At 45.8% G+C, this 24081-nt stretch carries 21 protein-coding genes; 11 read left to right on the top strand and 10 right to left on the bottom strand.

The window, feature by feature from the left end; translation table 11 throughout:
• Nucleotides 1-161: 161 nt before the first annotated feature.
• The 4 genes from recG to tgt all read right to left on the bottom strand — a co-directional run bounded on the left by recG (nucleotide 162) and on the right by tgt (nucleotide 6171).
• Entirely contained in the window at nucleotides 162-2321 is a 2160-nt protein-coding gene (recG, locus tag GO495_RS01915) for an ATP-dependent DNA helicase RecG (protein ID WP_157298013.1), read from the bottom strand.
• 30 nt (nucleotides 2322-2351) lie between these two features.
• The gene (locus GO495_RS01910; protein ID WP_157298012.1) at nucleotides 2352-3671 is read right to left on the bottom strand and encodes a citrate (Si)-synthase, eukaryotic; all 1320 of its coding nucleotides are present in this window, start codon (nucleotides 3669-3671) and stop codon (nucleotides 2352-2354) included.
• Nucleotides 3672-3865: 194 nt separating this feature from the next.
• The gene (locus tag GO495_RS01905) at nucleotides 3866-4945 is read right to left on the bottom strand and encodes an LptF/LptG family permease (RefSeq protein WP_157298011.1); all 1080 of its coding nucleotides are present in this window, start codon (nucleotides 4943-4945) and stop codon (nucleotides 3866-3868) included.
• Between the two features lie 95 nt (nucleotides 4946-5040).
• A complete protein-coding gene (tgt, locus tag GO495_RS01900; protein WP_157298010.1) occupies nucleotides 5041-6171 on the bottom strand; it encodes a tRNA guanosine(34) transglycosylase Tgt in 1131 nt (376 codons plus the stop codon).
• 230 nt (nucleotides 6172-6401) lie between these two features.
• On the opposite strand from tgt, the gene GO495_RS01895 reads away from it, so the two are divergent.
• From GO495_RS01895 to GO495_RS01875, 5 genes are all read left to right on the top strand, one after another.
• Nucleotides 6402-7514, top strand: coding sequence for a glycosyltransferase (locus GO495_RS01895; RefSeq protein ID WP_240915127.1), 1113 nt, complete (start codon nucleotides 6402-6404; stop codon nucleotides 7512-7514).
• A gap of 6 nt (nucleotides 7515-7520) precedes the next feature.
• Complete coding sequence (gene rsmG / locus GO495_RS01890; RefSeq protein WP_089779475.1) at nucleotides 7521-8144, top strand: 16S rRNA (guanine(527)-N(7))-methyltransferase RsmG; 624 nt, start codon at nucleotides 7521-7523, stop codon at nucleotides 8142-8144.
• 107 nt (nucleotides 8145-8251) lie between these two features.
• Complete coding sequence (locus GO495_RS01885) at nucleotides 8252-8836, top strand: RNA polymerase sigma factor (protein ID WP_240915126.1); 585 nt, start codon at nucleotides 8252-8254, stop codon at nucleotides 8834-8836.
• Nucleotides 8837-8848: 12 nt separating this feature from the next.
• Nucleotides 8849-9244 (top strand): hypothetical protein, encoded by a 396-nt coding sequence (locus tag GO495_RS01880; RefSeq protein WP_157298008.1) that lies wholly within the window; start codon nucleotides 8849-8851, stop codon nucleotides 9242-9244.
• 44 nt (nucleotides 9245-9288) lie between these two features.
• Nucleotides 9289-9498, top strand: a complete 210-nt coding sequence (locus GO495_RS01875; protein WP_157298007.1) for a hypothetical protein — start codon at nucleotides 9289-9291, stop codon at nucleotides 9496-9498.
• 168 nt (nucleotides 9499-9666) lie between these two features.
• On the opposite strand, the gene GO495_RS01870 is transcribed toward GO495_RS01875, so the two are convergent.
• The 5 genes from GO495_RS01870 to GO495_RS01850 form a co-directional block, all read right to left on the bottom strand.
• Nucleotides 9667-11553, bottom strand: a complete 1887-nt coding sequence (locus GO495_RS01870) for a M1 family metallopeptidase (RefSeq protein ID WP_157298006.1) — start codon at nucleotides 11551-11553, stop codon at nucleotides 9667-9669.
• A 30-nt stretch (nucleotides 11554-11583) separates the two neighbouring features.
• Nucleotides 11584-12255, bottom strand: a complete 672-nt coding sequence (gene rsmI / locus GO495_RS01865; protein ID WP_157298005.1) for a 16S rRNA (cytidine(1402)-2'-O)-methyltransferase — start codon at nucleotides 12253-12255, stop codon at nucleotides 11584-11586.
• 99 nt (nucleotides 12256-12354) lie between these two features.
• Complete coding sequence (gene purS, locus GO495_RS01860; RefSeq protein WP_089779483.1) at nucleotides 12355-12600, bottom strand: phosphoribosylformylglycinamidine synthase subunit PurS; 246 nt, start codon at nucleotides 12598-12600, stop codon at nucleotides 12355-12357.
• Nucleotides 12601-12649: 49 nt separating this feature from the next.
• Complete coding sequence (locus tag GO495_RS01855) at nucleotides 12650-13423, bottom strand: CDP-alcohol phosphatidyltransferase family protein (protein ID WP_157298004.1); 774 nt, start codon at nucleotides 13421-13423, stop codon at nucleotides 12650-12652.
• A gap of 133 nt (nucleotides 13424-13556) precedes the next feature.
• Complete coding sequence (locus tag GO495_RS01850) at nucleotides 13557-14849, bottom strand: aminopeptidase P N-terminal domain-containing protein (RefSeq protein WP_157298003.1); 1293 nt, start codon at nucleotides 14847-14849, stop codon at nucleotides 13557-13559.
• Nucleotides 14850-15220: 371 nt separating this feature from the next.
• On the opposite strand from GO495_RS01850, the gene pckA reads away from it, so the two are divergent.
• From pckA to GO495_RS01830, 4 genes are all read left to right on the top strand, one after another.
• Nucleotides 15221-16822 (top strand): phosphoenolpyruvate carboxykinase (ATP), encoded by a 1602-nt coding sequence (gene pckA, locus GO495_RS01845; protein WP_157298002.1) that lies wholly within the window; start codon nucleotides 15221-15223, stop codon nucleotides 16820-16822.
• Nucleotides 16823-16996: 174 nt separating this feature from the next.
• Entirely contained in the window at nucleotides 16997-17884 is an 888-nt protein-coding gene (folD, locus tag GO495_RS01840) for a bifunctional methylenetetrahydrofolate dehydrogenase/methenyltetrahydrofolate cyclohydrolase FolD (RefSeq protein WP_157298001.1), read from the top strand.
• Nucleotides 17884-18513, top strand: coding sequence for a 7-carboxy-7-deazaguanine synthase QueE (locus GO495_RS01835; RefSeq protein ID WP_157298000.1), 630 nt, complete (start codon nucleotides 17884-17886; stop codon nucleotides 18511-18513). Before folD ends, GO495_RS01835 begins: the two co-directional genes overlap by 1 nt.
• Before the next feature lie 66 nt (nucleotides 18514-18579).
• The gene (locus tag GO495_RS01830) at nucleotides 18580-20487 is read left to right on the top strand and encodes an OmpA family protein (protein ID WP_157297999.1); all 1908 of its coding nucleotides are present in this window, start codon (nucleotides 18580-18582) and stop codon (nucleotides 20485-20487) included.
• A gap of 75 nt (nucleotides 20488-20562) precedes the next feature.
• On the opposite strand, the gene GO495_RS01825 is transcribed toward GO495_RS01830, so the two are convergent.
• Nucleotides 20563-21363 (bottom strand): 5'-nucleotidase, lipoprotein e(P4) family, encoded by an 801-nt coding sequence (locus GO495_RS01825; protein WP_157297998.1) that lies wholly within the window; start codon nucleotides 21361-21363, stop codon nucleotides 20563-20565.
• Between the two features lie 55 nt (nucleotides 21364-21418).
• On the opposite strand from GO495_RS01825, the gene dprA reads away from it, so the two are divergent.
• Nucleotides 21419-22519, top strand: coding sequence for a DNA-processing protein DprA (dprA, locus tag GO495_RS01820; protein WP_157297997.1), 1101 nt, complete (start codon nucleotides 21419-21421; stop codon nucleotides 22517-22519).
• A 73-nt stretch (nucleotides 22520-22592) separates the two neighbouring features.
• Nucleotides 22593-24065 (top strand): IMP dehydrogenase, encoded by a 1473-nt coding sequence (guaB, locus tag GO495_RS01815; RefSeq protein WP_157297996.1) that lies wholly within the window; start codon nucleotides 22593-22595, stop codon nucleotides 24063-24065.
• Nucleotides 24066-24081 lie beyond the last annotated feature (16 nt).

The raw sequence follows: 24081 nt of genomic DNA, 5'->3' as shown, positions 1-24081 counted from the left end.
GTTACCGCAATAACAGCGCCAACCTTAGCATTATTTACGATTTAAAGACCCTGTAACCGGCCACCTGATTTTTAGATGCTTAAATCAGGCCGGAGTTTAAAGTTTGCGCTTTTATTATACCAGTTAACCGGGGTGGATTATATAATAAACGTAAAAAGAGGTTAGGAAATTTTACTCCACTGAGATTTTCCCAGCTGTGCAGCCAAAAATTGTTGTAAGGGCTGATTTTCCGGCATAGTAAGATCAGGATCTTCCTGTAAAATTTTCTCTGCGCTGGCTCTGGCGGCTTCCAGAATGGCCCTGTCGGCCACAATATCAGCCAGTTTCAGATCAAGTAGTCCACTCTGGCGGGTGCCTTCGATATCTCCCGGTCCACGTAATTCCATGTCCTTTTCTGAAATCAGGAAACCGTCGTTGGTTTGCACCATTACCTGTATACGTTCTTTACCATCATGACCCAGTTTGTTGCCTGTCATAAGGATACAGAAAGACTGTTCCGCTCCCCTGCCTACCCTGCCCCTCAGCTGGTGCAATTGGGAGAGGCCAAAACGTTCGGTACTCTCAATCACCATCACGGATGCATTGGGTACGTTTACACCTACCTCTATCACGGTGGTAGCCACCATGATCTGCGTATCTCCGGTCACAAAACGGTGCATGTTGGCTTCTTTCATGGCCACGGGCTGGCGTCCGTGTACCATGCTGATATAAAACCTGGGTTCCGGGAAGAAGGCTTTCACTTCTTCGTATCCTTTCATCAGGTTTTCGTAGTCCAGGGTTTCCGATTCTTCAATTAACGGGTATACGATATATGCCTGGCGACCTTTTTGAATTTCTTCCCTGATGAAGTCCATTACCTGGGGGCGTTGGAATTCTGTACGATGTACGGTAGTAATCGGTTTACGGCCGGGTGGCAGCTCATCGATCACGGAAACATCGAGGTCTCCGTAGACGGTCATGGCCAGTGTTCGCGGGATAGGCGTAGCCGTCATTACCAGGATGTGTGGTGGCATGACGTTCTTTTGCCACAGCCGGGCACGCTGTGCCACACCAAAACGGTGTTGTTCGTCCACAATTGCCATTCCCAGGTTACGGAATTCCACCTGGTTTTCCAGCAGGGCATGTGTACCTATCAGCAAGTGGATTTCTCCGGATGCCACGTCTTTGAGAATCTGTTTACGTGCTTTTCCTTTCACATTACCGGTGAGCAATGCCACTCTTACCGGCATTTTCTCCAATAGTTCTGAAATGCTTTTATAATGCTGCTGTGATAATATTTCCGTGGGGGCCATGAGACAGGCCTGGAAGCCATTGTCTACTGCCAGCAGCATGGTTAACAATGCTACCATTGTTTTACCGCTACCCACATCTCCCTGTATCAGGCGGTTCATCTGCCGGCCTGTTACGGTATCCTGCCGGATCTCTTTCAGTACGCGCTTTTGCGCACCCGTGAGTGTAAAGGGCAGGTGTTCGTTATAGAAGGTATTGAATGTATCGCCGACGAGGTTGAAGAGAAACCCGTGAGACGACTGCTGCCTTCTTATTTTAAGGCGGCAGATCCTGATCTGTGCCAGGAAGAGTTCTTCGAATTTCAGGCGACGCCTGGCCTGCTGTGCATCTTCTTCTCCCGCAGGAAGATGGATTTTGAAGTACGCCTTTGAGCGGTCCATCAGCCGGTATTGCTCTAATACCGGTTTGGGGATGTTTTCCTGGATTTCATTCGGCGACATCTGCTCCAGCAGGTTTTTGGAGAGCTTACCGATCGCTTTGGCGGTAAGGCCGCGGGCTTTCAGTTTTTCGGTAGTATAATACACCGGCTCCAGGAACTGTTTGCCGGTCACGGTTTCTCCGGTTAGCAGTTCCATTTCCGGATGGGACATCTGCAGGTAACCATTAAAGAGAGAGAGCTTACCAAACACAAGATAGGCCACATTCAGCTGTAATGATTTCTCCATCCACTGCCATCCCTGGAACCAGATCAGTGACATCTCCCCTGTTTCATCTTTGAGGGTAGCAACGAGTCTTTTAGCACGGTTCTCTCCCATCACTTCCAGACGGGTGATACGTCCTCTTATCTGTACGTAATCCATCTGCGCATGCAGACTGATGATCTTTTCCACTTTGGTACGGTCTACGTACCTGAATGGAAAATAATCCAGCAGGTCTCTGAAAGTATGCAGGTTGATCTCTTTACGCAGCAGTTCTCCTTTCTGGGGGCCTACGCCTTTCAGGTACTCTATCGGATTGGATAATATGGAAGTGACGGTTGTGATGATCGTATTATTCGGGTACAAAAATAAAAGGTAAATAGCATATGCCATTTACCTTTCTATAATTTGATAGTATATCAGTTATTCTGCTTCTACTTTTCCTTCTACGAACTGTTTCATCCATTCTGTAGTAACGGATTTAGGTCTTTCGAGAGAGAAACCTAATGCACGGTCCCAACAGAGGGAAGCCAGTACGCCCAGTGCGCGGGAAACGCCAAACAGTACGGTGTAGAATTCGTATTCTACCATTCCGTAATGTACCAGCAGGGCCCCGGAATGTGCATCTACGTTAGGCCATGGGTTCTTTACTTTACCCAGGTCTTCCAGGATTGGTGGTACTGTTTCGTATACCAGCCAAACGATGTTCACGAGTTCATCGTCTGCGAGGTGTTTTTTTGCGAACTCCATCTGAGCAGTAAAGCGTGGATCTGTTTTGCGCAGTACGGCATGACCATAACCTGGCACTACCTTACCTTCTGACAATGTTTTCTTTACGTAATCAGCGATCTGTTCTTTGGTAGGGATACCGCCGCCCAGTTCTTCGCGCATGCTAAGTATCCACTTGATCACTTCCTGGTTAGCCAGACCATGCAGCGGACCTGCAAGGCCGTTCATACCGGCTGCGAATGATAAGTAAGCATCGCTGAGGGCAGAACCTACCAGGTGGGTGGTGTGTGCACTCACGTTACCACCTTCATGGTCTGCGTGAATGGTCATGTACAGGCGCATCAGTTCTCTGAACCCTTCGTCTGAGTAACCCAGCATGTGAGCAAAGTTACCAGCCCAGTCCAGCAGCCCGTTTGGCTGAATATGATTACCACCTTTATATTTACGACGATAGATATATGCGGCTACACGTGGCAGACGGGCAATGAGGTCCATTGCATCGTCGTACATATAGCTCCAGTAGTCTTTTTTATTGATCCCTTCTCCATAGGCTTTTGCAAAAGCAGATTCTGTTTGCATGGCCATTACCCCTACTGTGAACATGGTCATAGGGTGAGTGGTTACAGGCAATGCTTCGATAGCATCAAAAACGTGGTTGGGTACATGTGAACGGCGGCCCCACTGGCTGGATAAATGCTGAACGTCTGCTTCAGTAGGTAATTCACCTATCAGCATCAGGTAAAATAAACCTTCCGGCAATGGTTCTGCACCATTTGGCGCCTTTGGCATTTTTTCACGTAATTCAGGAATGGAGTAACCACGGAAACGGATCCCTTCATTGGCATCCAGTAAGGATGTTTCTGTAACCAAACCTGTGATACCACGCATTCCCTGGTAAACCTGTGCAAGCGTAACGTCTTCTATCTTCCTGGTGCCATGGTTCTTCACGAGGTCTTTTACTTCAGCGTTGAGCTCATCAGCCTTTACCTTGAATTTTTCTTTTATATACCCCATTTTAAACTGTTGATTTGGTAATAGTAACAAAAAATCGATCGATTGTCAAAAGTAATGATTTGTTAATGAACTTAACAGTTCCCGATCATGTAAAAGAGGGATTGTACAGTCTGATAAAATCATAAGCAATTGGCTATCAAATTATTAAAAGATATGTTTATTGCGTAAGCAATGTATTAAAGAAATGTGAATTTTTATTTAGGCGCCCTGAAATACAACCAGAAAGCCAAGATCCCGAACATCACATTAGGGATCCACACTGCCAGCAGCGGGTTCAGCGAGGCCTTAATAGAAAACACCGTGGAAAACTGTAAAAAGATGATATAGCTGGCGCTGATCACGATCCCTACTGCCAGGTGCAGCCCACTTCCTCCCCTTACTTTCTTGGATGCGATAATGGCACCGATGAGGGTGAGGATGACTACGGCGGCAGCAGAAGAGGTACGGCGGTAACGTTCTACGTACAATACATTGAGGCCTTCAGCCCCTTTCAGTTCTTCCCTGTGGATGTATTTGTTGAGTTCCGGAGTGGTCATTGACTGCTCTTTATTCTTCTCTTCCTTCATTTCTTCCGGCCGGAGAGGGATCTTTATAGCCGTATCCGGGCTGTTGATCCAGTGTTCTTTCAGTCCGTTGATGGTACGGATGGTCACTAAGCTGAGTTTCCATTTTCCTGCGACGGAATCCCAGGCGATACGCTCGGCCTTCATTTTCAGGTCCATCTCCTGCCCGCGGATATCTTCCAGTAGGAAGTTTCCTCCGCTTTTATAGTTAGGATCGTAGGAACCGAAAGTTACATACGTGAAGCTGTCTATACGCATGGTTTTGTCATACAGGTTTTCCTGGGCCTTTTTCCTGTCTACATATACGTTTTCGAATTTGTTCCTTATACGGTTGGCGGTGGGTACGGTCCAGCGGTTACCGGCCCATAATAATCCACCGAATAAAAAAGCACCTACCCAGTAAGGGCGTAAGAAGCGGCGGAAGCTGACGCCGCTGCATAAAATGGCCACGATCTCTGTACGGTAGGCCATTTTAGAGGTGAAGAAGATCACTGATATAAAGATGAACAGGGGGAATAACAGGGCAGCTATATATGGGATAAAACCAAAGTAATAGTCTACCACTATCCTGTAAAAGGACAGGTTACTGTTCATGAAGTCATCGATCTTTTCAGTTATATCTATCACGATAGAGATAACCAGCAGGATTGACAGTGAATAAATGAAGGTACTTATGAACTTGCGTAATATATACCAGTCGATCTTAGTCATAATATATAGGCAAAATAATAAATAATATGAAAGGGTGGCCCTGAAATGCTATAAAGAAGAAGCTATTAGCAATTCTATAACATTTGGCCGGATGCCTACAGCCTTGTTTTCAGCTGGGGCACCATTTTTTCCTTCCATGGTGCAAAAGTACCTGCCAGTATCTGTTTTCTTGCTTCTTTCACCAGTTCCAGGTAAAAGGCCAGGTTATGGATGCTGGCCAGTTGCATACCCAGGATTTCCCCGGCAGCAAACAGGTGACGCAGATAGGCTTTTGAGTACTGGCGGCTGGCAAAGCAATCGGTACTTTCTGCTATCGGGGTAAAGTCGGTAGCAAATTTCTTATTCTTGATGTTGATGACACCTTCCCAGGTGAACAACATACCGTTACGACCGTTACGTGTTGGCATTACGCAATCGAACATGTCTACGCCCAATGCAATGTTTTCCAATATGTTCCAGGGGTTGCCCACTCCCATGAGGTAGCGGGGTTTATGTGCCGGCAGGATATCGCATACGAGGCCGCACATTTCGTACATATCTTCTTCCGGTTCCCCTACGCTAAGGCCACCGATCGCATTCCCGGCGCATTCGCGGGCAGCGATCTCTGTAGCAGAGATGGTACGGAGATCTTTATAGGTACTACCCTGAACGATGGGGAACAGGGTTTGTTCATGCCCATAGGCCGGTTCTGTTTCGGCCATGCGTTTGATGCAGCGGTCTAACCAGCGGTGGGTCAGCTCCATTGATTTTCTTGCATAGCGGTATTCGGAAGGGTAAGGCGGGCATTCATCGAAGGCCATAATGATATCGGCCCCGATGGTACGCTGGATATCCATTACATTTTCCGGTGTGAAAAGGTGACGGGAACCGTCTATATGCGACTGGAACATGCAACCTTCTTCCTTTATTTTACGGTTGGCAGCCAGGGAAAATACCTGGTAACCACCGCTATCGGTTAAAAGGGGACGGTCCCAGCCATTGAATTTATGTAATCCACCGGCTTTGGAGAGTACTTCCAGACCGGGTCTGAGGTATAAGTGATAGGTATTACCCAGTATAATCTGAGCATTGATGTCTGTACGCAACTGTTCCTGCGTTACAGCCTTCACGCTGCCTACTGTACCTACCGGCATAAAAATGGGTGTTTCGATAACGCCATGGCCGGTAGTGATCACTCCTGCACGCGCTTTGCTGCCGCTGTCTGTTGTTTTCAGTTCAAAAATCATCTCTTTACAAGTTCGGTAGTGTTCATTGCCCACCCTCTGGTGGGGTAAAAATGAAACACGCCCCTGTTTTCAGGGGGCAAAAATAAGGGAAAAGAAGTGGAATGCTGAATAGCAGTTACAACCTGCATTCCGCAATACACCTTTTGTGCATAATCTTTTTTTTCCACAGACACATACAGATAATCAAAATCATATATATTTGCTATGCTATGTTGTATAACTTGGGCTTAATGGCCTTTTACTGTTTTGCTACTATTGCAGGCTTACAGATACTGTATTACCTGATATTTTTCTCCCGGGTAGCCTTTTATCGCCGTACCTTCGATAATGACCACGAACCGGAGCAGAAATGCTCTGTTATCATTTGTGCAAAAGATGAAGAAATGAACCTGCAGCGGAATCTCCCTTCCGTATTGCAACAAAGGTTCCACGGTGTTAAAGACCCTGCCTTTGAGGTGATAGTAGTCAATGATAACTCGGAAGACGATTCCAAATATTACCTGCGCTCTATAGAACCCGGCTACCCTCATTACCGGCATATTGAGATCAAGCAACCTGCTAAATTCATTCCTGGTAAGAAATATCCGTTGTCTATGGGGATAAGGGGCGCCAATTATGAAAACCTGTTGCTGACGGACGCCGACTGCAAGCCTGCCAGTACTTACTGGTTGTCTTTTATGAGTCAGGGCTTTACTGATGGGAAAGAGATCGTACTGGGTTACAGTCCTTATACCAAGAAACCGGGCCTGCTGAATAAGGTGATCCGTTATGAGACTTACTTCAGTGCTTTACAATATCTTTCTTTTGCCCTTAGCGGGGTTACCTATATGGGTGTTGGCCGTAACCTGGCTTACAAACGTGAGTTGTTCTTCCGTTTGAAAGGGTTTACTGCCCATCACCACCTGGCTTCCGGCGATGATGACCTTTTTGTGAATGCTGCTGCCACCAGTAAGAATGTGGGTGTGGTGATCGACAAAAAGGCATTTACCTATTCGGAGCCTAAGACCAGCTGGCGCAGCTGGTTCCTGCAGAAAACAAGGCATATGTCTACCGGTAAGCATTACCGTTTCAGTCATAAGTTCCTGCTGGGCATGTTCTCTATGAGTCACTTCTTATTTTATCCGCTGTTTATTGCTGCGATGTTCTATCATCCTTTATGGATGTACACACTCGGCGTTTTCGTGTTTAAATTCCTGGTGCAGTCTGTGATCACTTTCCTGGCAATGCGTAAACTGGATGAGTCTGACCTGTTCAAGTTCAGCTGGTTCATGGACCTGTTTATGTTATTGTATTATCTTATCTTCACGCCCGCTTTATTGTTCAAATCAAAGAACAAGTGGTAAATATAGATGGAGATCGTACTTAAATACTTTTCGGATTTTACAGAGAAACAACTGCAGCAATTACAGGCATTAGGTGAGCTGTACAAGGAATGGAATGAGAAGATCAATGTGATATCCCGCAAGGATATTGATGCCCTGTACGAAAAGCATGTATTACATTCACTCAGTATAGCTGCAATAGCAGATTTTCCCGCCCGCACCCAGATCCTTGATTTAGGTACGGGCGGTGGCTTTCCCGGCATTCCCCTCGCTATCTTCTTCCCGGAAGTAAAGTTTCACCTGGTAGATTCTATTGGTAAAAAGATCAAAGTGGTGCAGGGAGTGGCAGAAGCCATTGGTTTACAGAACGTCACCACCGCCCATACCCGGGCAGAGGAGATTAAAGACCGTAAATTCGACCTGGTGGTATCCAGGGCAGTAGCACCCCTTAAAGATTTATGGTTCTGGAGCAAACCCCTGCTTAAAACCGCGCCGGCCCATGAACAACAACCCGGATTGATCTGCCTGAAGGGCGGAGACCTGACCCAGGAAATAGCTGATAGCACAGTAAGACCCAGGATCACCAATATATATAAGCTGTTCCCGGAAGAATTTTTCCAGGAAAAACATATTGTGGTAGTAAATAAATAACTGATTTTCAGCCCTTACACAGAAATAGCGAAAAAAATCCCACAAAAACTTCGTAAACTGTAAAATATCAGGTTTGTTTTTTCGTCTCCATAACTAAGATGAAAGAAATGCTCCTAAATAAAACACCACTGGCTATGGCTGCAGAACAAAACGAGCGCATACAGCAAACGGTGCAGCAGGAGCGTAAGCGCTTACTAAACTTCATCAAAAAAAGAGTTAATAACGTAGCGGACGCGGAAGATATTTTACAGGACGTGCTCTACCAGTTTACTGAATATTCAAGGGTAGGCAGCCATATAGATTCCATCACCGCCTGGTTGTTTACTGTTACCCGCAATAAAATCACCGACTGGTTCCGTAAAAAGAGGGAAACTACCTTCAGCGATCATACCCGGGAGTATGAGGGGGAAGAAACGATGTTCCTGGCTGAAATCATTGCAGATCCCTCTGCACAGAGTGATGCCCCCATGACCCGCAAAATCATGGCAGAAGCGATCATGGAAGCGATAGAGGAATTACCGGAAGATCAGCGGTATGTTTTTCTTCAGCACGAGATAGAAGGGAAATCATTCAAGGAAATGTCTGCCGAAACCGGCGTATCCGTTAATACCTTATTGTCGAGAAAGCGATATGCAGTGCTGTATTTACGGGAACGGCTGGCAGAACTATACCAGGAACTTTTAAAAAATTAAAAACATTAAGATATGCGTAGTAAATCAAAGATTTTTCATGTATTTAAGTTCCTGCTGCTGGGACTTATCTTCCTTACAGCATTGGGCTTTGGGGTAAGAGAATTATGGAACTGCCTGATACCAGACCTTTTTCACGGACCTGTAATTACCTTCTGGCAGGCACTGGGCCTTTGCCTTCTTGGCAAACTCCTGTTTGGCTGGCATGGTGGCGGTCATAAATTCGGACCAAGAGGGCCGGACGCATGGCGCCAAAAGTTCAAGGACCGTATGCAACATATGACCCCGGAAGAAAAGGAAAAGATGCGCGAACGCTTTAAACGTTGTGCAGGTGGCAGATTTGCCCGCTGGAACGACTGGAACGAAGAAGAAAAAGATGATACTCAAACCAAACCGGAAACTAATATCTAGCTGTTATGCTCTCTGCTGCTATTAACCATTCAACATTTTATGCTATGATAGGGATATTCAAAACTAATATAGCGACTCTTGAAGACAGACAAAACATTATCCATGCTATCCGTAACAGGTTTGAAGTAGGCAATTGCCACGTAGACCTGGAAGATTGTGATAAAGTACTGAGGATTACGGAAATGAAAGTAGAAGAAAAAGCTGTGATCAATTTTGTACAACAGCAGGGGTTTGACTGTGAGGTATTGGATTAAACAGGTTCAAAACAGATTCTGATCAGCTTATGAACAGGTTCCGATCGGCTTATGAACAGGTTCATCCTCCGTTTATCCTTCGTTCATGAACGAAGGATAAACGGAGGATGAACCTGTTTTGTTCCTGCTTTATTCTTGTTTTATTCCTGTTTCATTCCTCTTCAAAGACTATTTACTCAGTTCTAATTTATTGTTGCTCCTGTTTATATCTGCCATCCTAAGACTTGGATCTATTTCCAGGGTTTTAATCTCACTCACAGGCAGGTCTACTTCCACTTCATAAGTAGGGTTCGTCCAGGCCCAGTAATCATGTATTACCCGTGGCGCACTATCTTCTGCCGGTTTTGACCCGTACATCAGGGATAGAGGTATATAATGCATCACCTTTTTACCGTCTTTTGCAGTTACCAGCAGATCAATGGGCATAGGCATACGTTCTACACAGCGCAGTCTTACAATTGTTTTGCCGTTATTTTCATATACACTATCTATTCCATAATCGATATGTTTGGTGGTGTATACCAGGTATTGTTTGTACCAGTCCAACTGCAATCCGCTCTGCATTTCCATCTCTCTTACAAAATCATTCGGATTAGGGTGTTTGAAACGCCAGTTACGGTAGTAGCGTAACAGTCCTTTGTCACGGTTTTCCGTACCGATGATATAACCCAGTTGTTCCAGGAATACGGCTCCTTTGGCATAAGCAGTTAAGCTGTATCCGTAGTTGGTGTTATAATGGTCCGAATGGGTACTCATAGGTTCTTCGTAGCCGCTGTTCACGAGGGCGAAGTAGCCACCGTAAGCGCCTGACTGGGCAGAAGTATGGGTAGAATCCAGTGTATGGAAGATGATATTGTTCTCAGCGAAAGTGGTGAAGCCTTCGTCCATCCATGGATAGAGGCTTTCGTTGGTGGCCAGCATTCCCTGGTACCAGCTGTGCATCCATTCATGAGCTGCCAGGCCGTATAAACCTTCCAGCTTACCGTTACCCATGATTAAAGTAGCCATCGGGTATTCCATACCGCCATCTCCGCCTTGTATAAAAGAGTAGCTTTTATAAGGGTAAGGGCCGTAATGGGATTTGATAAAGGCATACATGCGGGGTATCATCTTTGCAAACTCCGGCCAGGTGTTCTTTGTGATATCATTTTCTATATAGAAGAAGTGGGCCCTGAAGCCATCTACTTCCTGGGTGATATGTTTATAGTCCGGATCTGCGGCCCATACAAAGTCGTGGACGTTTGGCGCATTGAAGTGCCAGGTGAGCTTCTCCCCCTTCGGGCGAACAACGCGGGTACCGGGCATTTCATAGCCATACCCTATCTGGTTGGGGTTTTGCAGGTAACCGGTAGCAGCTATTACGAATTTTTTATCAATAGCTATTTTAACGTCATAGTCTCCCCATACGCCGTAGAATTCGCGGGCAATATAAGGGGTCGGGTGCCATCCTTCATAGTCGTATTCACACATTTTAGGATACCACTGAGCCATGGAGTAGTCCACTCCTTCGGAATTATTACGGCCGCTGCGGCGGATCTGTACGGGCACCTGGGCTTCAAATTCCATATCAAACACGGTGGTACTGTGCGGAGGGATGGGCTTTTTTAGCGGCACTTCCAGGATGGTACCGATTACGTTATATGCCTGGGTAACGCCGTCCTGTTTTAAGGACAGGATTTTCTGATAGCCGATCTGGTCTGGCTGCAGTTTTGAGATACGATCGGTAACACGGGCATCCCAGTCATGTTTCTCATTACCGTTTTTATCCTTGTACAGCACGGTTTTCCCCAGCTCGCGGCTGCGGACGTCCATCATGCTGCCAGGCTGGAAAGCGTTCCAGTATAAATGATAGAATACTTTATACAGTGTATCAGGGGAATTATTGATATACTCTAATTTCTGTTTACCGCTGAAACGGTTGGTAGCTGCGTCCATATTGATATCCATGGCGTACTTTACTCTTTGCTGCCAGCGGTCTGACTGTGCCTGTGTGCCCTGCCAGCCGGTTGCCAACAGAGATACCAACAGGCATTTTATGACTGTCAATTTCTTCATTCAGAATATGCGTTTTATGATTAATTACCTTTAAGATACTCCTTCTACGATCAATACGATCTCTCCCTTAACACCTTTTTCTTTAAAGTAGTCATGTACTTCCTGTAAGGTGCCTCTTTTGTTCTCTTCGAACATTTTGGTAAGTTCCCTGCTGACGCAGCAGTTCCTTTCAGCCCCAAAGTAGCCGATCATGTCTTCCAGTGTTCGTACCAGTCTGTGGGGAGATTCGTAAAACACCAGTGTACGCTCGTCTGTAGCCAGTTGCGTAAACAAGGTATGACGGCCTTTTTTAAGGGGAGGAAAGCCTTCGAAGGAGAAGCGGTTCATGGGAATACCGCTGTTTACCAGGGCCGGTACGAAGGCTGTAGCGCCGGGCAGGCATTCTACCGGAACCCCGCCACGTATGCATTCACGTACCAGCAGGAAACCGGGATCAGAGATGCCTGGAGTACCGGCATCGGTGATGAGGGCCATGACTTTGCCTGACTGCATCTGTTGTAACAGGTGCTGTACAATTTTGTGTTCGTTATGTTGATGGTAGGGAGTGATGGGTTTGTTGATATTATAGTGCTTTAACAGCACTCCGGATGTGCGGGTATCTTCCGCCAGCACCAACGCTGCTTCTTCCAGCACTTTAACTGCGCGGTATGTGATATCGGCCAGATTGCCAATGGGAGAAGGAACGAGATATAGCTTCGACATGATGAATATTTAGCAACAGCCGCAAGCTACAAGCTACGTAGAAGCTATAAGATGACAAGCTACAAGATGCAATACACCTTGTAGCTTGTAGCTTGCAGCTTATTGAATGTGTACTTCAAAAGACTCCATTACCTGGTTTGCCAGTAATTTCTGACAGGCGTCAGACGCCAGTTTTTCTGCTTCCTCTTTGGTAGCAGCATCTATCTGCAGGGTAATGTGTTTACCTATTCTTACGTCTTGTACATGGCTGATGCCCAGGTTTTTTAAACCACTCATAACCGCTTTGCCCTGCGGGTCCAGTAATTCTTTCAGCGGCATCACATTGATATGTGCAGTAAACGTCATTTCCTAAAAATTTTGACGCAAACCTAATACTTTAATCCCAAAAAACAAGTCATTTTCCGGTGTTTCCCGTTGCAGGACGTGCTATTACGGACAGTAAAACATAACAAACGAACACTACCGGTACAGTCGCAAATCTGAGTAAAGGAGCGCCGGCTATGGCCAGTATGATCAACGCAACACGGGGCCAGTTCTCTGACATCGAGAGCGTTTTGAACTTAAGGCTCAGCATTGGTATTTCTGCTACCATCAGGTAGCATAATACCAGGATGATCGTGTACAATATCCAGAGATTCTGCAGCATGGGCGCCAGGTTAAAGGGATTGTACAGGACGATGAGCGGGAAGGAAGCTACCAGCAGTCCTACTGCCGGAGTAGGCATCCCTATAAAGTTTTCTGACTGTCTTGTATCCAGGTTGAACTTTGCCAGGCGGTAGGCCGCAAAGCAGGGTATTAATAACGCGGGCGCCAGGTTAATGTAAGAAACATCGAATACATCGGGCATGCGCATGTACGCACTACGCAGCAGGCGGAAGAAGATCATACCTGGTACGAGGCCGAAGCTGATTACATCTGCCAGGGAATCCAGTTCTTTCCCGAAGGGGGATTGCAACTTCAGCCAACGCGCAACCAATCCGTCCAGGAAGTCGAACAAACCTGCCAGTACTACCAGTGCAGAAGCCCAGTAAACGGGTTCCGGGTTGGTAATAGTATATTCTACCCCATTGAATTCCGCGATGTATTGCGGAGCATGCAGGATAAAGATAATGGCCAGTGAGCCACAGAACAGGTTGCCGAGCGTAAGGATATTTGGAAGTTGTTTCATTCTATTTTTATATGCAAACAGATTGTTGGCTTTGCTATCAGACGAAATTAATATTATAAATCCTTGTTATAAGCAGTTGGCTCCAATTATAATGGAACTTTAATCAGCCTTTAATATTAAGTAAATATATATACTATTTCTTCATCAATGTTTCAATCTCATCTGCGGTAATGGGAATATTTTTCATCAGGTCGATATTGCCTTTGGCAGTGATCCAGATGTTATTCTCTATACGAACGCCCATTTGTTCTTCTTCTATATAAATACCCGGTTCTATGGTCATTACGGAATCTTTCGGGATAGGCTGGAAGAAGGATGGTCCCAGGTCATGCACGCCTACACCCAGGTGGTGAGAAATTCCATGGTAGAGGTATTTACGGTAAGCAGGGGTTTCGGGGTCCTGATTTTTTATATCTGCTTCGGTAATCAGTCCCAGTTTTACGAACTCCTTCCCTGCTTCTATACCCACCATTTCATGGTATTTAGCGATGGTGATGCCTGGTTTGAGGATAGATCTGCAATAGTTATGCAGGTGCAGGCAGGCATCATATACCTGACGCTGACGGGCTGAGAATTTGCCGTTTACAGGTACAGTACGGGTAAGGTCTGCATTGTATCCGCCATAAGCAGCGCCAAAGTCCATCAGCACCAGTTCCCCGTCTTTACATTCCTGGTTGTTACTGATGTAGTGCAGGGTACGCGCACGGTCGCCACTGGCGATAATAGAAGTATATGCTTCCCCGTCTGAGCGGTTGCGGAGGAATTCGTGTACGATTTCTGCCTGGATCTCATGTTCCCACACGCCGGGACGGATGAAGGTCAATAACCGGCGGAAGGCTTTTTCTGTAATATCCATGGCCACCTGCATGATCTTTATTTCTTCCGGGGTTTTAACGGCACGGAGTTTTTTGAAGATCACGGCTGCACGCAGGTAAGTGTGCAGCGGGTAGCGGGCGCGCAGCTCTTCCGCATAACGGTAATCTCTTACCGGTACCAGGCTGGCCTTGCGGTTATTTTCATTTGAGTTCAGGTAAATGTTGGTGGCTTCATGGATCCATTGCTGTAACAGGGCATCCAATGCATCCAGCCATACTACGGTAGCAATACCGGAAACTGCCAGGGCTTCGTCTTTGCGCAGGCGATGACCATCCCATTTTTCTTTCAGCTCGTTAGGGCGTACCAGTACCAGTACTTCGCGGTATTTAGGATCCGGGTTATCAGGATATAAAATCACCATCGTATCTTCCTGTTCTACACCTGTAAGCCAATAGAGGTCTGCATTCTGTTGAAATTTATAGAGTGCATCGCCGTTCGCAGGCAGTTCATCATTGGAGTTGATGATAGCGATAGAGTGTGGCTGCATTTCTGCAATAAAGCGCTGACGGTTCTTAATGAAAGTCTGAGAGTCCAGAGGCAAATTTTTCATGTGCATGTTTTACGGTGGTGTCTTATATAAATGCGCGTCAAACCTACTGAAATTTCGCAATAAAGTGCGCGGTTAATATGGCTGAGATATGCTTCATCCATGCTTCAGGTATGACGGAGACATGAAGGAGACATGAAGGAGCTATGCATCAGGCATGGATGATCTCCCCTCTCGGGGTTATTTATTAAGTGTATTTATACCCTTTTATTCCTTGCTGTTTTCCATAGCTCATGCAGGCGCATTTTAGAAATATACTAAACAAACAACCATTTAGCATCGTGAAATTCTAAATTTATGTTAATCCGGGGCTAATAATTTGATAATATCAAAAAAGCACTAGATTTGCTTTTACACACCAAAACAATCTTACTATGCAAGCTAGCAGCGTAAGGGATTTCGTTGCCGACCTTTCAGCACTAGGTATCAGGCAGCCAGCTAATGTATACTACCAACTGGAACCTTCCGTGCTGGTATCGCAAACTTTATCACGCAGACAAGGGGCACTCACCAGCAGTGGTGCCCTATCTGTGAATACTGGTAAATTTACAGGCCGTTCTCCCAAAGACAAGTTTATTGTAAAGGACCATCTGACAGCAGATACTGTGAACTGGAATGATTTTAACATCCCTGTTTCTGCAGAGACCTTTGACAATCTTTATAAGAAAATCACCGGGTATTTTTCCGGGAAGGATGTATGGATAAGGGATTGTTATGCCTGTGCAAACCCGGCCTACCGGATCAATATCCAGGTGATCACCGACACCCCCTGGGCCAATCTCTTTGCCTATAATATGTTCCTGCGTCCTGCAGAGGAAGAACTGGAATATATGCATCCCGAATGGACAATCATACAGGCTCCGGGTTTCCTGGCAGATCCTGCTGTGGACGGTACCCGTCAGCCTAACTTTACGATGGTGAGCTTTACCCGCAAGACCATTATTATTGGTGGTACCGCTTATACCGGGGAGATCAAGAAAGGCATTTTCACTATACTTAATTATATACTGCCGCATGAGCATGGGGTATTAAGCATGCACTGTTCTGCCAACCAGGGAAAAGATGGCGATACGGCTATTTTCTTTGGTCTTAGCGGTACGGGCAAGACCACGCTGAGCGCCGATCCGCATCGTAAGCTGATCGGAGATGATGAGCATGGCTGGGCTGCTGACAGTGTCTTCAATTTTGAAGGAGGCTGTTATGCGAAATGTATAGACCTGAGCGAAGAAAAAGAACCGCAGATCTACCGTGCGATACGGGAAGGCGCTTTGCTGGAAAACATCACCTTCCATGAGAATACAGCTGTGGTGAACTATGCGGATAAAGTCATTACAGAAAATACGCGGGTATCTTATCCGCTGCATTACATAGATAATGCGATGATCCCTTCTGTAGGGTCAGTTCCGCAGAATATCTTCTTCCTTACCTGCGATGCGTACGGCGTATTACCACCCATTTCTAAATTAACGCCGGAACAGGCCATGTACCAGTTTATTTCAGGCTATACTGCCAGGGTAGCGGGTACGGAAGCGGGCGTAACAGAACCCAGCACTACTTTCAGCACCTGTTTTGGCGCCCCTTTCCTGCCATTACATCCTGTACAGTATGCTAAGGTACTGGGCGAGAAACTGCGTAGTCATAAAGTGCAGGTATGGCTGGTGAATACCGGCTGGACAGGTGGAGCTTATGGCATCGGACAACGTATTAAGCTGGGTTATACCCGGGCCATGGTAGCGGCGGCATTGAACGGGCAACTGGAAAAAATGTCTTATAAACATGATGTGGTATTTGGCTTTGCCATCCCTGAAGCATGCCCTGGCGTTCCGGAGCATATCCTGGATCCGCGCAATACATGGGAGGATAAAGAAGCATATGATGTACAGTCAAGGGAACTGGCGGCCCGGTTTGTGAAAAACTTTGAAAAGTATGCTTCCTTTGCCGATCATGAAATTTTATCTGCATCTCCGAATATTTAGTCTATATTAGGGACTCAATTCCTGCCTTTAAAATTTCCACTACTATTACAAGTTCTATCCTATACAGGTTTTGCCTGTAGCAAAACAAGTGACCTTATTCATATTTGAAAGCAGGAAACTTGTTTTGCAGAACTTGCACTCTCCCATTTTACAATTTTTACTGTACCTTTGCGCATGCAAATTTTAGACGGTAAACTTGTTTCAGCGGCTATCAAGGCCCAATTAGCAGATAAGGTAACTGAATTGAAGGCGATGGGCCAGAAGGTGCCTCACCTGGCGGCTATACTGGTGGGCGACAGCGCCGCCAGCGAAACGTATGTGGCTTCCAAGGTAAAATCCTGTGCCGAAGTCGGGTACCATTCCACACTATTGCGTTTTGATGCTCAGATTTCTGAAAAACATCTGCTGGATAACATTATCCTGCTGAATGAAAATCCGGATGTAGACGGAATCCTCGTACAACTTCCTTTGCCTAAACATATTAACGAAGAACTGGTGATCAACACTATTGATCCCAGTAAAGACGTGGATGGTTTTCATCCGGTAAATGTGGGTAAAATGGTGAGTGGACTGCCTACTTTTATTCCTGCTACTCCTTATGGTATTATGCTGATGCTGGAACATTACAAGGTCCCGACCAAAGGCAAACATGCTGTAGTAATAGGCCGCAGCCATATCGTAGGTACGCCGATGAGCATACTTCTGAGCCGTAACAGCTACCCTGGTAACTGTACGGTTACATTATGTCACTCACAAACGCCTAACCTCACAGAGATGTGCAAACAGGCGGATATCATTGTGGCTGCCATTGGCCGCCCTGAATTTGTGACGGCTGAAATGGTGAAAGAAGGAGCGGTGATCATTGACGTGGGTATCAACCGTATACCGGATGCGAGCAAAAAGAGCGGATTCAGACTGGTAGGTGATGTGAATTTTAATGATGTGGCTGATAAATGCAGCTATATCACTCCGGTACCGGGTGGTGTTGGTCCCATGACCATCGCAGCATTGCTGAAGAACACGTACCACGCTTCTATCGGACAAAAAGTAAATTTGAATTAATGACGACATCAGTAACATCTCTTTCAGGCACTCTCCAGCTGCCGGTAATGGAACGCTTTTACACCATACAGGGTGAAGGCTACCATCAGGGCAGAGCTGCGTATTTTATACGCCTGGGGGGCTGTGATGTAGGTTGTCACTGGTGTGATGTAAAAGACAGCTGGGATGCTTCCAGACATCCGTTGTTATCTGTAAATAATTTAGCACGCGATGCGGCCGAAAATCCCGGCCGCATTGCGGTGATTACCGGCGGAGAGCCGTTAATGCACGATCTGGACGCGCTGACTGAAGCGCTGCACCAGGAAGGATTTCATACACATATCGAAACATCCGGTTCCTCTCCGCTGAGTGGACACTGGGACTGGATTACTTTATCTCCCAAAAAATTCAAAGCCCCTTTGCCGGAAATATGTACGCTGGCGAACGAGCTGAAAGTAGTTATTTTCAATAAGTCGGACTTTGCATGGGCAGAGAAATATGCAGCCCTGGCGAACGCTCATTGCAAGCTCTACCTTCAGCCTGAATGGGATAAGGCGGCAGAAGTTACACCGCTCATCATAGATTACATTAAAGCGAACCCCCAGTGGCAGCTTTCCCTGCAGATCCACAAGTACATACACGTCCCTTAATACTCATTTAACACCTTACATTTACAGATTTTTTCATATATTGTCCAGCGATGACAATAGTATGTTATGAATAAAGTCTTATTACTCCTGATCTGTCTTGTGACGTGTGCCGGTTTGCATGCCCAGGTAGTGACATATGAAACTGCGAAAAAAAAGGCCCAGAAAAGTTTTGATGAAGCACAGATGGCTGTTCGGGAATATAAGCTGGAAGATGCGGTTTCACTCCTGCAGGATGCCATTAAAACTGAACCCGGATTTACTGATGCTTACGGACAGATGGTGATCACCTCTGTTGAAATGCGAAAATATAAGGAAGCTATCAATAGCTTTGAAGTACTGGTACGCCTGGACAGCGCTTCCACCAGACCGGCTATGTTGGCCTATTGTAAGGCATTGTCCGGGGTAGGTCGTTTTAAAGAAGCACTGGAACTGGTGAATGCTTATATCGCTACCAATAAAGTAAAAAGCGCCAAGGCCGAAGCCCTGAAAGTGAATTTGGATTTCGCGGTAAACATGGCCCAGCAGGCTGTTCCCTTTCAACCACATAATATGGGAGACAGCATCAACACTAAAGATCCCGAATACTTTCCTTCTCTTACAATTGATAATAAAACACTCATTTTTACCAGGCGTGTGAATGGCAGGAATGAGGATTTTTATGTGTCTGAAAAAGATGATAGTTCCAGATGGGGACCAGCAGTGAGTATTGGTCAGCCTGTGAACTCCTCTTCTTTTAATGAGGGCGCGCAGAATATTTCCCAGGATGGAAAAATGCTGGTATTTACCGGGTGTGATTTCCCCGGAGGCAGAGGTAGTTGTGATATCTATTACACATTAAAAACACAGGAAGGCTTGTGGATAGAACCGATTAACATGGGAGCGCCAATAAACAGCCGTGACTGGGAATCCCAGCCCTGCTTATCTCCTGATAAACAAACACTCTATTTTGCTAAAGAGACACCGGATGCCGGGTCTGATATTTTTATGAGTCAGTTGCAGCCAAATGGTAAATGGGGCGTACCGGAAAGGTTAGGCCCTAACATTAATACCAAAGGCAGGGAAACGACCCCTTTTATTCATGCGGATAACCAGACCTTATACTTTGCGTCCAATGGTTTGCAGGGGTATGGAGGCATGGATATATTTTACTCACGCCGTCAGGCGGATGGTAGCTGGGGACCGGCAACCAATCTTGGTTACCCTATCAATACGATTGATGAGGAAGCTAGTCTGGTAGTAGCTTCTGATGGTAAGACCGCCTATTATGCTTCTGACCGTGCGGACAGCAGGGGGGAACTGGATATTTACAGCTTTGAGTTGTATCCTGCTGCAAGACCTTTGAAGACGTTGTATGTGAGAGGTTTTGTGCATGATGCGAAAAATATCAACCGTCGTTTAATAGCGAATATAGAACTGACGGATGTGGCTACCGGCTTTAATATTGCCAATATTAAGAGTGATGAATATGGTAATTACCTGGTGACATTACCGGTTGGAAAAGACTATGCTTTTAATGTGAATAAGAAAGGGTTTTTGTTTTACTCTGATAACTTCTCTTTGAAGAACGCAGGGGACCAGGATTCTTCTTATGAGAAGAATATTCCTCTTCAGACGATTGATTCAGCAGCGGTACTGGTGTTGCATAATATCTTCTTTGACAGCAAGCAGTATGTGCTGAAACCACAATCCTTCCCTGAGCTTGACAGGGTTGTAGCGTTGATGAAAGATAACCCTATGATGACGACAGAAGTGGGTGGACATACAGATGATGTGGGGAGTGATTATGATAATATGCAATTGTCTGAACGCCGTGCGAAGGCGGTGGTACAGTATATGGTAAGTAAGGGAATTGAAGAGTGGAGATTGCAGCCGAAAGGTTATGGAGAGACGATGCCTGTAGCGCCTAATACTACAGAAGCCGGAAGAGCGGAGAACAGGAGAACAGAGTTCAAGATTTTGTGTTTTACTTATTAAGATCCTGATAAAGATTTTTATAAAAGGAATGGCCCGCAACTGCGGGCCATTCCTTTTATAAATGATAAACGTTCTCTAATAATCTTTCAGTTTGCTTTTTAATATTGAATCCATTTCCGGAGTGCTTCTTTTATAGTTGTACTGGAACATTGCCGGTAGCCAATCTCCGTACATGGGGTTGGGTAATACTATAAAGCGGTTACCAAAATCAGCTGCTGATCGTTTTGTTACCTGTTCCCTCTGATCTGAAGGCAATTTATCAAATATCACTGCAAAATCGCTGAGATTATCTCCCATCAGCAATGCAATATCATGTGTTGCTGCTACCTGTTGCCGGCGGCTTTCTTTGCCGGAAGTAGTCGTTTTTAATAACAGGTGTGCATTATCAGCATCCGGGAAATGCCAGTGCTGCAGGTTCTTTAAGGTAACTTCACGTTCTGTTTCTGCACGGTTGGTAATGTAAAATATATGCACTCCTTTTGATGCTGCAAACTGTAAAAAAGACAGCGCGCCAGGAACAGTATCAGCAGCAGTTTTTGCAGTCCATTCAAACCATGTTTTATCTGAGTATGATTGTCCGTGCAGAGAAGTATGCACCGTATAAGGACTGTTATCGAGAATGGTTTCATCAATATCTGTTACGATTGCCAGTGGCTTTTCATGTGCCTGTTGCAGGCGCTCATTCAGGCGTAATTCAGCGATATTATATGCCTGAAAACAGAGTGCTTTATACTCGGCAGACCGTTGTTGCCATAAAGCTGCGAATGCAGGCCCATAGGGAACTAACGTAGTTTTCGACACAGTTGGTTTTACTATTTTGCAGGCTGGCGTGGAAGCGAGCAGAACAAATGTTAATAAAAAGGTGAACTTTTGCATGGAAGACCGGGGGTAAAGTGATAAATTTGGAATGTTGACCACAAAAGTAAGGAATATGCAAGATGAGTTACGTTACCAAATTGCCCTCACTCAAATTTCACAGATAGGAGATGTTATTGCGAAGAAACTGCTTACCTGTTTTGGTACTGCCAGCGCTATTTTTTCGGCCGGCAAGCGGGAGCTTGCATGCATTGAAGATGTAGGCAGCAGCAGGGCACAGGCAATTAAATCATTTAATGATTTTACGAAAGCAGATAAAGAGATCGCTTTTATAGAGAAGTATAATATTCAACCGGTTTTTTATACAGATCCCAAATATCCGCAACGGTTGCAACAGTGTTATGACAGCCCGGTAATGCTGTATTTTAAAGGGACTGCCAATCTCAATGCATCCAGGATCGTAAATGTAGTTGGCACCCGTGCACCGGGAGAATATGGGAAACAGATGTGTGCCAGGTTAGTAGCAGCACTGGCGCCTTATAATGTGACAGTTGTAAGCGGGATGGCTTACGGCATAGATATTATTGCGCACAGAACTGCTGTTGAAAATAATATGCCTACACTTGGCGTGATGGCACATGGACTGGACCGTATTTACCCGGCTATGCATAAATCCACCGCCATGCAAATGATTAACAATGGTGGACTGATTACGGAATTTATCAGTGAAACAAATCCGGATAAACAGAACTTTCCCAGAAGGAACAGGATAGTGGCAGGGATGGCGGATGTCACTATTGTTATAGAGAGTGGCACTAAAGGTGGTTCACTGATTACGGCAGATATTGCCAATAGCTATAACAGGGATGTAATGGCCCTTCCGGGACGTGTAGGAGATCCTAACGCTGCGGGCTGTAATGAGCTGATTAAGGCGAACAAGGCCATGCTGATCACCAGCGCCAGTGACATATTGGATGTTATGGGATGGGCACCGCTGGTAAAACCCCTCCCCAATCCTCAAAAGGCTTTTTTTGTTGAGTTAAGTGCGGAAGAACAGCGGATCCTGTCCTTGTTTGCCGGACAGGAAGAGAAACATATAGACGAGATCTGCCGGCAGATACCCCTTCCGGGCAGCCAGGTAAACAGCCTGGTGATGCAGATGGAAATGCAGCATATATTAAAGAGTTTACCGGGTCGAAAATACCAATTGGTATAAAATTAGGCGGCATTGTCCTTTTTTTATCGTACATTTGCGTGCAATTATTTAATAACTGACAAATAGTTGCAACATGCCTGCCGGAAAATCAAAACCGAAATTTGTTGAAGAAGGACTCACCTTTGACGACGTGCTGCTGGTTCCAGCCTACTCTGAAGTATTGCCCAGAGATGTAAATCTTACAACGCAACTTACTAAAAACTTACGCATAAATCTGCCAATGGTATCTGCTGCCATGGATACTGTTACCGAAGCTGAACTGGCCATTTCACTGGCCCGCCAGGGGGGTATTGGTATTCTGCATAAGAACATGAGCATTGAAAAACAGGCAGAACAGGTGAGAAAGGTGAAACGCAGTGAGAGCGGCATGATCATCGATCCCATTACCCTGCGTGCCAATGCCACCATCGCTGAAGCCCTGAGGCTGATGAAAGAGAACAAGATAGGCGGTATTCCCATCGTTGACGAAAAAGACAAGCTGGTGGGCATCCTTACTAATCGTGATCTCCGTTTTGAAAAAGACCACAAACGCCTGGTACACGAGGTAATGACCTCTGAAAACCTGGTAGTAGCGCCTGAAGGGACTGACCTCAAGAAAGCAGAAAAGATCTTACAACAGAATAAGATAGAAAAACTGCCCGTTGTGAATAAACACGGTAAACTGGCAGGACTGATCACATACAGGGACATCCTTCAGCTTACCAGTTACCCGAATGCGGTTAAAGATGCATTTGGCCGTTTACTGGTTGGTGCGGCCTTAGGTATCACTCCGGATGTAATAGAAAGGGCACAGGCACTTATTAACGTAGGTGTGGACGTGGTTTGCCTGGATAGCTCTCACGGGCATTCCATCGCAGTACTGAACACCCTAAAGAAGCTGAAAAAGACCTTCCCTAAATTACAGGTGATAGCAGGCAACGTAGCCACTGCCGAAGGTGCACTTGCACTGGTAGAAGCAGGTGCAGATGCGGTGAAAGTAGGTGTAGGACCAGGTTCTATCTGTACTACCCGCGTTGTTACCGGTGCTGGTTTCCCTCAATTGTCTGCTGTAATGAATGCAGCGGAAGCATTGAAGAAAACAGGTGTACCCGTTATCGCTGATGGTGGTATCCGTTATACCGGTGATATGGTGAAAGCCCTGGCAGCAGGCGCTTCCTGCATCATGGCAGGTTCTATCTTCGCCGGTGTGGAAGAAAGCCCCGGAGAAACTATCATCTACGAAGGACGTAAATTCAAGTCTTACCGTGGTATGGGTTCCCTGGAAGCGATGATGGAAGGTAGTAAAGACCGTTATTTCCAGGAAGAAGATGATATCAGGAAACTGGTACCGGAAGGTATCGTGGGCCGTGTTCCTTACAAAGGCATGCTCGCAGAAGTAATCCAGCAATTTGTTGGTGGGTTGCGTGCCGGGATGGGGCTTACCGGTTCTAAAGATATTACTACCCTGCAGGGCGCTCAGTTTATCAAAATATCTCCGGCTACTGTGAAGGAAAACCACCCCCATGATGTGGTAATTACCAACGAAGCGCCGAATTACAGCAGATAATTATAATTAATTATAA

The organism is Chitinophaga oryziterrae, assembly GCF_009758125.1.
GTDB classification, from domain to species: Bacteria; Bacteroidota; Bacteroidia; order Chitinophagales; family Chitinophagaceae; genus Chitinophaga; species Chitinophaga oryziterrae.
The sequence above is the reverse complement of the archived record's forward strand: the minus strand, read 5'-3'. Positions and strand labels throughout refer to the sequence as shown.

Excerpts from the sequence above, each read along its gene's own strand:
- purS (WP_089779483.1), bottom strand. The coding sequence starts at position 12,600 with ATGACGTTTACTGCACATATCAATGTGATGCCGCTGAAAGAATTACTG.
- dprA (WP_157297997.1), top strand. The coding sequence starts at position 21,419 with ATGCAAGATGAGTTACGTTACCAAATTGCCCTCACTCAAATTTCACAG.
- tgt (WP_157298010.1), bottom strand. The coding sequence starts at position 6,171 with ATGATTTTTGAACTGAAAACAACAGACAGCGGCAGCAAAGCGCGTGCA.
- guaB (WP_157297996.1), top strand. The coding sequence starts at position 22,593 with ATGCCTGCCGGAAAATCAAAACCGAAATTTGTTGAAGAAGGACTCACC.
- GO495_RS01825 (WP_157297998.1), bottom strand. The coding sequence starts at position 21,363 with ATGCAAAAGTTCACCTTTTTATTAACATTTGTTCTGCTCGCTTCCACG.
- GO495_RS01910 (WP_157298012.1), bottom strand. The coding sequence starts at position 3,671 with ATGGGGTATATAAAAGAAAAATTCAAGGTAAAGGCTGATGAGCTCAAC.
- pckA (WP_157298002.1), top strand. The coding sequence starts at position 15,221 with ATGCAAGCTAGCAGCGTAAGGGATTTCGTTGCCGACCTTTCAGCACTA.
- GO495_RS01880 (WP_157298008.1), top strand. The coding sequence starts at position 8,849 with ATGCGTAGTAAATCAAAGATTTTTCATGTATTTAAGTTCCTGCTGCTG.
- recG (WP_157298013.1), bottom strand. The coding sequence starts at position 2,321 with ATGGCATATGCTATTTACCTTTTATTTTTGTACCCGAATAATACGATC.
- GO495_RS01905 (WP_157298011.1), bottom strand. The coding sequence starts at position 4,945 with ATGACTAAGATCGACTGGTATATATTACGCAAGTTCATAAGTACCTTC.
- GO495_RS01895 (WP_240915127.1), top strand. The coding sequence starts at position 6,402 with ATGGCCTTTTACTGTTTTGCTACTATTGCAGGCTTACAGATACTGTAT.
- GO495_RS01850 (WP_157298003.1), bottom strand. The coding sequence starts at position 14,849 with ATGAAAAATTTGCCTCTGGACTCTCAGACTTTCATTAAGAACCGTCAG.
- GO495_RS01855 (WP_157298004.1), bottom strand. The coding sequence starts at position 13,423 with ATGAAACAACTTCCAAATATCCTTACGCTCGGCAACCTGTTCTGTGGC.
- GO495_RS01830 (WP_157297999.1), top strand. The coding sequence starts at position 18,580 with ATGAATAAAGTCTTATTACTCCTGATCTGTCTTGTGACGTGTGCCGGT.
- GO495_RS01870 (WP_157298006.1), bottom strand. The coding sequence starts at position 11,553 with ATGAAGAAATTGACAGTCATAAAATGCCTGTTGGTATCTCTGTTGGCA.
- folD (WP_157298001.1), top strand. The coding sequence starts at position 16,997 with ATGCAAATTTTAGACGGTAAACTTGTTTCAGCGGCTATCAAGGCCCAA.
- GO495_RS01885 (WP_240915126.1), top strand. The coding sequence starts at position 8,252 with ATGCTCCTAAATAAAACACCACTGGCTATGGCTGCAGAACAAAACGAG.
- GO495_RS01875 (WP_157298007.1), top strand. The coding sequence starts at position 9,289 with ATGATAGGGATATTCAAAACTAATATAGCGACTCTTGAAGACAGACAA.
- rsmG (WP_089779475.1), top strand. The coding sequence starts at position 7,521 with ATGGAGATCGTACTTAAATACTTTTCGGATTTTACAGAGAAACAACTG.
- GO495_RS01835 (WP_157298000.1), top strand. The coding sequence starts at position 17,884 with ATGACGACATCAGTAACATCTCTTTCAGGCACTCTCCAGCTGCCGGTA.
- rsmI (WP_157298005.1), bottom strand. The coding sequence starts at position 12,255 with ATGTCGAAGCTATATCTCGTTCCTTCTCCCATTGGCAATCTGGCCGAT.